The organism is Acinetobacter sp. LMB-5, from assembly GCF_001541635.1.
Taxonomy (GTDB): Bacteria; Pseudomonadota; Gammaproteobacteria; order Pseudomonadales; family Moraxellaceae; genus Acinetobacter; species Acinetobacter pittii.
Window position 1 is genome coordinate 1 of sequence record NZ_LRDR01000022.1, and the last position, 8,150, is coordinate 8,150.

At 42.5% G+C, this 8,150-nt stretch carries 8 protein-coding genes; 3 read left to right on the plus strand and 5 right to left on the minus strand.

Annotated features, from left to right (window positions below; all coding sequences use genetic code 11):
* Both AW165_RS18235 and AW165_RS18240 read left to right on the plus strand, forming a co-directional pair.
* Positions 1 to 1,723, plus strand: a 1,723-nt coding sequence (locus AW165_RS18235; RefSeq protein ID WP_212823882.1) for a protelomerase family protein, incomplete at its 5' end; no start/stop codon positions are given.
* A gap of 568 nt (positions 1,724 to 2,291) precedes the next feature.
* A complete protein-coding gene (locus tag AW165_RS18240; protein WP_060466666.1) occupies positions 2,292 to 2,489 on the plus strand; it encodes a hypothetical protein in 198 nt (65 codons plus the stop codon).
* A 421-nt stretch (positions 2,490 to 2,910) separates the two neighbouring features.
* Here AW165_RS18240 and AW165_RS18245 read toward each other — a convergent pair whose 3' ends face one another.
* The 3 genes from AW165_RS18245 to AW165_RS19700 form a co-directional block, all read right to left on the minus strand.
* Positions 2,911 to 4,299: a DUF5906 domain-containing protein gene (locus AW165_RS18245; RefSeq protein ID WP_060466667.1), complete on the minus strand. Its 1,389-nt coding sequence runs from the start codon at positions 4,297 to 4,299 to the stop codon at positions 2,911 to 2,913.
* Between the two features lie 416 nt (positions 4,300 to 4,715).
* Complete coding sequence (locus tag AW165_RS18250; protein WP_060466668.1) at positions 4,716 to 4,964, minus strand: hypothetical protein; 249 nt, start codon at positions 4,962 to 4,964, stop codon at positions 4,716 to 4,718.
* Positions 4,952 to 5,089, minus strand: a complete 138-nt coding sequence (locus AW165_RS19700) for a hypothetical protein (protein ID WP_155859650.1) — start codon at positions 5,087 to 5,089, stop codon at positions 4,952 to 4,954. Before AW165_RS19700 ends, AW165_RS18250 begins: the two co-directional genes overlap by 13 nt.
* 128 nt (positions 5,090 to 5,217) lie before the next feature.
* Between AW165_RS19700 and AW165_RS18255 the strand changes: the two genes are divergently transcribed.
* Entirely contained in the window at positions 5,218 to 5,403 is a 186-nt protein-coding gene (locus AW165_RS18255; protein ID WP_060466669.1) for a hypothetical protein, read from the plus strand.
* 35 nt (positions 5,404 to 5,438) lie between these two features.
* Here AW165_RS18255 and AW165_RS18260 read toward each other — a convergent pair whose 3' ends face one another.
* Together AW165_RS18260 and AW165_RS18270 are read right to left on the minus strand one after the other, a co-directional pair.
* Positions 5,439 to 7,226 (minus strand): hypothetical protein, encoded by a 1,788-nt coding sequence (locus AW165_RS18260; RefSeq protein WP_060466670.1) that lies wholly within the window; start codon positions 7,224 to 7,226, stop codon positions 5,439 to 5,441.
* Positions 7,227 to 7,587: 361 nt separating this feature from the next.
* Positions 7,588 to 7,773: a hypothetical protein gene (locus AW165_RS18270; protein WP_060466672.1), complete on the minus strand. Its 186-nt coding sequence runs from the start codon at positions 7,771 to 7,773 to the stop codon at positions 7,588 to 7,590.
* Positions 7,774 to 8,150: the final 377 nt, after the last annotated feature.

An 8,150-nucleotide genomic window follows, 5' to 3' on the forward strand; every position in this document is an offset into this window, starting at 1 on the left:
ATTGAACCGTATAAAAGAGGTTGTGGATAAGGTTAGACACATCCAAGAAGAGGCAGAAAGCAAAGGGGATGCTGGTGCCAAGTACATTACTGACCGCTGTGGACGTATAGCGAAGGATGAGAATAAAAGGTTGAATGTGGATGTAGACCCTAAGACGGGAAAACTACGTTCCAAGCCTTACTGCTCCCACCGTTATTACTCCCAATTGATGGACAACTACCGAAGTGGGATTAAGGCACTTGGGTATAAGCACCATGCTATTGAAAGACACGTAAGCGCCTTTATTAACAAGTATTCAGGGGAATGTGAGGAGCTTGAAAAAATGCTGGATACTTCTCTTCCAATTGAGAAATTGAGAGAGAACATGATCAAGCTGAGAGCCTCTGCTGTAACTGGCTCAGATTTCAGAAAAGACCTGATGAAACTGAAAATTGAGCACCATGCTTACTACCAGTTTGAAACAAAGGGAGCTATCAAGGACTGGATAAGCGACGATAATAAGCAGCAATTAAAGAAAAAGCTCAAGAACCAAATCAGAGTTAACCCTGACTGGGTAAAAGAGAAAGCACACGACCTTTTAACCAGAAATAACCCCTCTGTTAGTGATCTGGCAATTGGCATTGCCATGTCCACAGGTAGACGTTTAACTGAGGTGATGAAAACTGCAAAGTTCAAGAAGGTAGATAACAAGACGCTTTTATTCAGTGGTCAGCTAAAAACCAAGAACAGACACCTGTTTGAAGAGTTAGCCCCTTATGAGATCCCAGCCCTGATTGATGCTGATATTATCCTGAAAGCCTTGCAAAGACTGAGAAAGGACACTGGTAAAGACACCCTGTCCTATCTAAATGTACTTGGGGAGACTGTAGAGTCCACGGTTAAGGATGGCGACACTAAAGATGTGTATCACAACCGAGCAGTGCATAAACGGTACGAAAGTACCCTAAACAGAGCCATTCGCTCTCAATTTGAGAACGGGCACTTTTCTTTCAAGGATTGCCGTGCTTTTTACACCGAAGTTACCTATGAGGATAACGCTAAGTCTGGAGAATCTCGCTCCGCATACCGCCACCGCGTTCTAGGTCACTCACAGATTGAAACTCAACTTCACTATGAGGCTTTCAAGCTGGATAAATCAGTACCTAGCCTCAAGGTTGTAGAGCTAAGTGATGATGAATCTAACGGGCAGCAAAAAGAAAACATCAGAGAAGCGCTGGTGGAATACTTGGAAAAAGCTGATGAAGCAGTACAAGGCTACGCCCGAGCACCGAAAATTGCCGTAATGCATGAATGGCTCAAGGCTGAGGTTGCTAACGGGCTGGACTTGGAGAATATCACTCCATCATACATCCGTAGACACTGCCTGTTTGATGGTAAGCAACTAAACCTAAACACCATCAAGAAATACGTGGATGAATTCATCCAGTTGGATAAGTTCGAGTCTCCAGCCGTCAAACCAGAACCTAAAAATGATCTGGAACGCGAGCTGTTCGAACTAACAGAACGACTGGAAGAAATCCAAGAGCGAACCGAAGACATCGACCGGGAAAAAGAAGGTTTGGAAGAGGAACTGGAGGAACTGCAGCAACGCATCAAGGAAATCCCAGAAGAAACTGAAGAACTAGAGTCAGAACAAGAGCTGTTATCTGATGAGGCAGAAGAACTTCAGGACAGAATTGATGAACTGCAGGGAGAGCTGGAAAATCAGCAAGCAGAAGAGTGATCAAGGTCTAGCGGTATGCGCCCAGCGTGCCGCTAATCACATACGCTTAGTGACCGACTAAGCGTATAAATCAACCCAGCATATTGGCTTGGCCAAGCAGCTACTCAACCAACTCCAGAAAAATTCCACCTCTGCACCGAGTTCGGTGCCGATGTTGGCAACCATCTCCAGCAAGACAAACCACCAACTGATTCCGGCACCGAACGGAAGCAGAGCCACGCATCCGGCACGGGTACGAATACATCAAACACGGCACCGAGCAATAAGAGTACAAATAAACATTTGTTCAGATGGTGATTTGTACAAATGTTCATTTGTTTAAATGTTCGGTTGTTCAAATGGTGATTTGTACCTCTGATAAAAGCACGGGTCCTTCCTAGAGGTTTGGAACACCACGGGGCTGAGACTCGCCGTTTCCGCCTCGTTTTATGATCTAAAAATCAGTCCTTTCTTCCATTCTTAAATCTCACTAAAACCAGTGGCAACGCGGAAAGCTAAGCAATTGAGAAAGGATGCGGCTAGGAGCGAGCCAGCAACGCCACAGTCCTTTCTTTTTGATTCCCACCTCATGATTGCACAACTGAAAACTAAAACGCACCAGAGAGCTTTACATGGGCTTTTATGGCTTGGCCAATTGTTTGGTTTTTCGAATATGGATGATAGTTCTTTATCCCGCTTGCGGGATGCAGAGAGCGAAGCGAACGGTGACCCTGCGGAGTTCCCGCGTGTGATGTGGTTTTGTGGTGGTTTGAACTTGAAGCGCTAGCCGGAGCCACCCCTCGTCCTGCTAGGCTAGAGCGAAGCGACTAGAGGCACTGAAGTTACAGCGAGAGATGGTGTATAGAGCTTTGCTGAGATCTATCAGAGTGTTCTGTCTTGGTTTGTCACGGTTCTTGTCACGGTTTTGTCACGGTTTTATGAGTTTATAAGTTGTTGATTTCATTACCGTGTCACGGTTGTCACGGTTGTCACGGTTTTATTTTAAATTCACAGTAGAAAAAAATTTCTATAAAGAGAAATTCAATCAAAAATACCCGTGACATCCGTGACATCCGTGACAACCCTTAAAAATCAATAACTTAAAAGTCACGGTTTTTTATTTTGTCACGGTTCTTTCCGTGACAGCATCCGTGACAGGCAAAAAAAAAGCACCCTGATGGGTGCTTAACGGTGATTTTAACTGTGGGTTAATATTCGATTTCAGCATTCAAATATTGACTGAAGTTATCTCTAACTTGCTCTAATGGAGGGATCTCCCACATCCATACTCGGTTGTTACCTTGTCTGGTTTGAAATTTATTGAAGCCTACTTTCTTAAGGAGATGTCCGAGCTTTCGAGAGATGTCTCCCCAGACTTCTAGTCGTTTGGTCTCTAGCCAAAACTCAACATTTGATGTGATGTTGTTACTTGATTCTCTTACTGGCCATTCAGAACCATTGAAAGTTCCATCCCTTAGCTTACTGAATAACCATCTTTCAAGTGGGTCTAGGTTGTCTAATTTCTGCTCTGATAGAGCCTTGGTTTTTGGTACAACCCTTGGGTTGAAACCAGTGATGTCACGGTCTTTTAGCCATTGAAGCAATTGACAACCAAAGTTTGGATCATCAATTACTTTTCTCAACTGGGTAAAGTATTCATGGTCTTGTTTGCGTTCTTCGTTGACTTCCAGATACAGATAGCGACGTTCGTCTTTCTCAATACTTACAATGTTTTCATGGTTTGATGCCATGATGAGTCTGCAGTAGCTAGGAACCATGATGGAATCTACCCCTTTGCGCTCAATCTTTGCCGTTTTCTCTGTAATCATGCCTTTGAGTTGGTCTGTATGTTTTTTGCTGCCAGCAAAGAACTCGTCAGCAAAGATTAGGACTTTGTTTTCAAGGAGGCTGTTGAATCTTCCGATTACCTGAGATTGCTCTGTTAAGTGGACAAAATGAGCACCGATGATTTTTCCAATTGGATCAACGAAAGTACCTTTACCCGTTCCTTGACCTGCTTTCAGAACCACTGCAACTTCTGGTTTTTCTGCTGGTTTCTGGATCATATGTGCTAGCCAGTTCATTAGATATTCATAGCATTCATTGTTTCCGTCACAAATCACAAGCTCTACATGAAGTAGGTATGCACCAATATCAGTGAACTGCCATTTTTGAGGCTCAACTCCAAGACCGAAGTATGAGTTTAGTTTGCCGTTATAGAACTTGTCTTCTGTTGGATAGAATGTAATGCCTGATGTACATAGGTTAGCATCTTGGCTCTGTAACCAAACATCTGCGACGGGTTTTTTCTTATCGTCCATCGTCTTGGTAAAACCCACAAGAACTTGAGGTTCATGACTGAGCATGTCTTTAAATTCTCGGATAGTGAAGAATTCTAAATATGGTTGGTGTAGTGAGTTTTGCCCAACTCGAACAACGTAGTTTTTGCCGTTGTTGATTACGTGAGTAAATATTTTATTTAGTGTTGAAACTCGTAAGGCTATTTGTCTTTGGATTTCTTCGTCAAAATTTACTCGTCTGAGGCTTGTTTGAGGAGCACTTTCCTTGATTGGGGTAACGTTATTTTCAGTTGTCATTTTTCTTGTCCTTGATGGACTAAAAATGAACTCTTACTGAATTCCTATTTTTTTAACTCACAGTAAAATTTTTGAGTTAAACCAAGGATGCATGTACAATTGGTTTAGCCGTAGGATTTGCTTACCTATTGCTGTACAATTGAATGCTAATTGGTGCATTATTTGTGCAATAATAATTCAGTATTTATTTGTTCAAATCTAATCCGAAATTTTTTGGTTTTTTTGGTTTAGAGTGAGGCCGTCAACCTCAAATTCTTCGCCCCTTTGGATTGCAGTCCTAAGGGGTTTTGCTTTTTTAGGGCTTTTATAGTGTAACCATTACAACAGCCCGATAAAAGTCTAACTGTACTCCCTATGTTACTGGGACACTATAAATATGTCCCAGTAACGCCCGAAACCAACGTCCCAGTAACGCATCAAACAATTGATTCTCTGTTGATTTTTTCAATTTTACTTGAAAGTTTTTCACCGTCTAAAATTGCTTCATCAATAGATAAGTAGATAGCATATTTTGCGTCTGGATCTTGAGTGTTTCTTAGAGCTAGAGATAGGGATTTCACCCGGTCAAAAATTGCATTGAGGCCATCTAAGCACTCGACACAACAGAGGTCATTAATAGGGGCTGCATTGGCTCCGAATACTTCTGGTATTGTTACTGTATCCATTGCTTCTTCCCTGTTTTTCTGACTGTTCCTAGAGCGTCGATAAGAGATTTAAACTCACTGCCTTTCATTGCTGGAAGTTTTACTCGTTTTTTGCCAAAATTGACCAGTATCATTTCTGCGTACATGGGATTCTCCTTGTATGTGATACGTGCCCCTGCTCGTGGTCGAATACTGGCAGGGGCTTTTTTTATCTGTACATTTAATATCTTACTATGTAATCTAGTACGTACTAGATATTAAAGGAGAGCATGCAGTGAGTCAAGTACGTACTAGGAGTTATTATCCTCAGGACAATACGGACAGAAAGCAGATAAGATTTGGTGAATTATACGAAGAAATTCAAAAGGTTTGTGACGGTAATTTCAGCAACTGGGTTAAGCAGGCTTGCGCTGAAAAGTTGGAGCGTGATCGTTCTAAACCAAGAACCGATAAGGATTAAGAATGCAGCACTATGCTACATTCTTCCCAGATTATTTACATAGCTTCAGGTAGGTCATATAGAGCACTATCTTGATACCCTCCAAGTTGAGTATTAACCGCCTTGGCAACTTCAACTGGAGACTGTCCGGGTGCGGCATAAACTTTGATTTCTCCCACTTGTTGGTTAACGGTATTGCCTCTTGCTGGATAACTAGAGTTTATTGCTGATATTGCTCTGTTTGGTTGGGATTCGGTCTGTATTTGGTGGTATGACTTAACTTGTGGTGATGTCGAATCACTATCCCAGAACTTAAGAGAATCCATCCATCCGCTAACCGTATCCCATATTCCAGAGATCTTTGCTATTCCAGAGTCAAAGATTCCTGTTATACCTCCCCAAAGGTCAGTAAAGAACCCTGTTAGTGGCTCCCAGTTGTTAACGATCATTCCTATTGGAGACCAGTCAAAAGCTGTTTTGATAATGTCGAATGTGTTGGGAAACTCGGTTTTAAACCAGTTTAGCTTCTCCCCAAACCAAGCCACTACAGAGTTCCAGTTCTGGTAGAGTTTTATTCCAGCGAAAATCAATCCACTTACTGCAATGGTTACGGCTCCTATTGGATTGGCAGCCATTATTGCATTTAGCCCTATCATGGCAGTTTTCATTATGCCTATAGTTTTCACCAGTTGGAGACCAGTAGAGGCAAAACTGACTAATCCAACAACGACCTTAGCAGCCATTACAGAGCCTACGGCTGTGGCAATGTTTCCCCATCCACCAAAGGCTTGAGCCAGATTATTTACCCCTTGACCTACAGTTAATAACGCTGATCCAAAGAATTTGGCACCATCCACCAGCTCTTTTAAGAATCCCTTGATCTGTTCTTTGTTGTCTTTGAATAGCTTGCCTATTGTTGAGCTGGCTTGCTCAATGTCATCTTTCATTTCACCTCCGACGATGCCAGAGACTTCTTGCCATGCTGAGGAAATGACAGACGTTAGGTTTTTGAATGCATGGCCATAAGATACAGCCCCGCTAGCCCCTTCATCCGTCAGCATGTTGAATTGCCGTTGTTCATCAAGAAGAGTGTTTAGGCTCTTTCCTGTGTTTCGAATGTATGTGGTAACCTTGTTGCCTTCACCTCCGAAAAGCATGTCTGCAAGTGATGCTGCTTGTTGTTTATCGGTTACGTTCTCCAGTCTTTCCATAATGAATTCAAACTGGTCTGCTGCTGCCATTCCGTCCATCATGGCCTCATTGATACCTAAGGCTCCAAACACATCAGCAACCGAGGACTGTTCCCCTAGTGCTTTAAACTCACCGAATTTGTTGCTGAGTTCTTCGATCATGTCTCCTATGTTTTCACCAGTGAGTCCAGCTTGGGAGGCTATTCCATTCCAAGCCTTAAACCTGTCGATGCTCATATCATAGGCTTTGGCCATTCCGACCATTGTTGCTGTGTTGTCATTGGTTACAGTCATCAACCCAGTAACGGCGGTAGTTGTTGCCCAGATAGAGCCAATTGCTGCGGCTCCAACCGTTGCTACATTTCGGAACGTACTACCTAGCCCCGATGCTTGCTCGAATGCTTCAGCCTTTTCTCTTGCATCATCCAGTTCGTTGCCTAACTGTTGGTAACGTCGAGTTAAAAGCCCTACATCAGCACCAGCTATTTTTGATTTTTTTATCTCTTTGGTTAGCTTTCCTTGCTCTTTCTCTAGTTCTTTTATTGTCTTTGTGGCTTTCCCCATGGATGAGTTGAAAGCACTGCCTATCTTGCTGAAACTACTGTCTACTGTGCCGCCAAGAGTGACGACTGTTTTTAGGTTTTGGGTAACCATTTGCCCCCCTGATTTTTCTTTAGGTACAAAAAAGGCTCATCGTTTGATGAGCCTGCTATGCTGTTTTGCGAATGTTGTAGAGTTGTTCCCTGTTGAAAATAACCTCCCGTCCTAGTCGGTGTGCCGTTATTCTCGGATCGTTCTGCCTTACCATTCTCAATAAGTGCAGTGGGCAATACCCTGTAATTTTTGATGCTTCATGTGCAGAGCACCCGTGCTTCTTTAGTTCTTCTATGGCTTTGTTTAGTTCGTTCATGCTTTTCTCCAGACATAAAAAAACCGCCTTCAAAGAGGCGGTTTTTCTTTAATTGGACTTATCCATAATGGGAAAACGTTAGCTTTTGCCGTGTCATTTGTCAATCTACTTAACATCCTCAGTGAGATTGACACTTTTACCGCACGGAAGGGGGATTACTACATCTAGACCGTGCTCTACTTTGATTTTTAATATGGCATCTCTTAGCTCAAGAGGGTTTCTGGCTTCCTTTATTGCTTGCTTGATGCTGTTGACCGCTTTCTCTTGCTCGGGTGTTAACTCGTTGCTCATGGCTTTTCCTTATCGCTTTGTCTTTGGTTTAGTCTCTTCTTCTGCCCTTTATTTTCAAGGGGTTTGCGCTGTTAATTATAAGTGTTCATTTCTAACTGTACAGCATGAATATGGTTAATTATTGATCTCGATACCTATTAATTCTTCCTTGTTTCCCTTTGGTTTTGGTTGCGAAATTAAGGCTTTATTGGTTTTTAACTTTGAGTTAATAAAGAATGTTTATTGGTGTTTAGCTATAAAACTTTCGCATTTTAACTCTGAGTAAAGTAACTGTACCTGACTCCTAAGTCTAACTGTACCCGATTCCACAGGTACATAACTGTACCCGCATCCACCAGCAAGTGTACCTGCATTTAACTGCACTAACTGTACCCGCA

Coding starts and splice junctions, on each gene's coding strand:
- AW165_RS18250 (WP_060466668.1), bottom strand. CDS start 4,964: ATGGATACAGTAACAATACCAGAAGTATTCGGAGCCAATGCAGCCCCT.
- AW165_RS18240 (WP_060466666.1), top strand. CDS start 2,292: ATGATTGCACAACTGAAAACTAAAACGCACCAGAGAGCTTTACATGGG.
- AW165_RS18260 (WP_060466670.1), bottom strand. CDS start 7,226: ATGGTTACCCAAAACCTAAAAACAGTCGTCACTCTTGGCGGCACAGTA.
- AW165_RS19700 (WP_155859650.1), bottom strand. CDS start 5,089: ATGTACGCAGAAATGATACTGGTCAATTTTGGCAAAAAACGAGTAAAA.
- AW165_RS18245 (WP_060466667.1), bottom strand. CDS start 4,299: ATGACAACTGAAAATAACGTTACCCCAATCAAGGAAAGTGCTCCTCAA.
- AW165_RS18270 (WP_060466672.1), bottom strand. CDS start 7,773: ATGAGCAACGAGTTAACACCCGAGCAAGAGAAAGCGGTCAACAGCATC.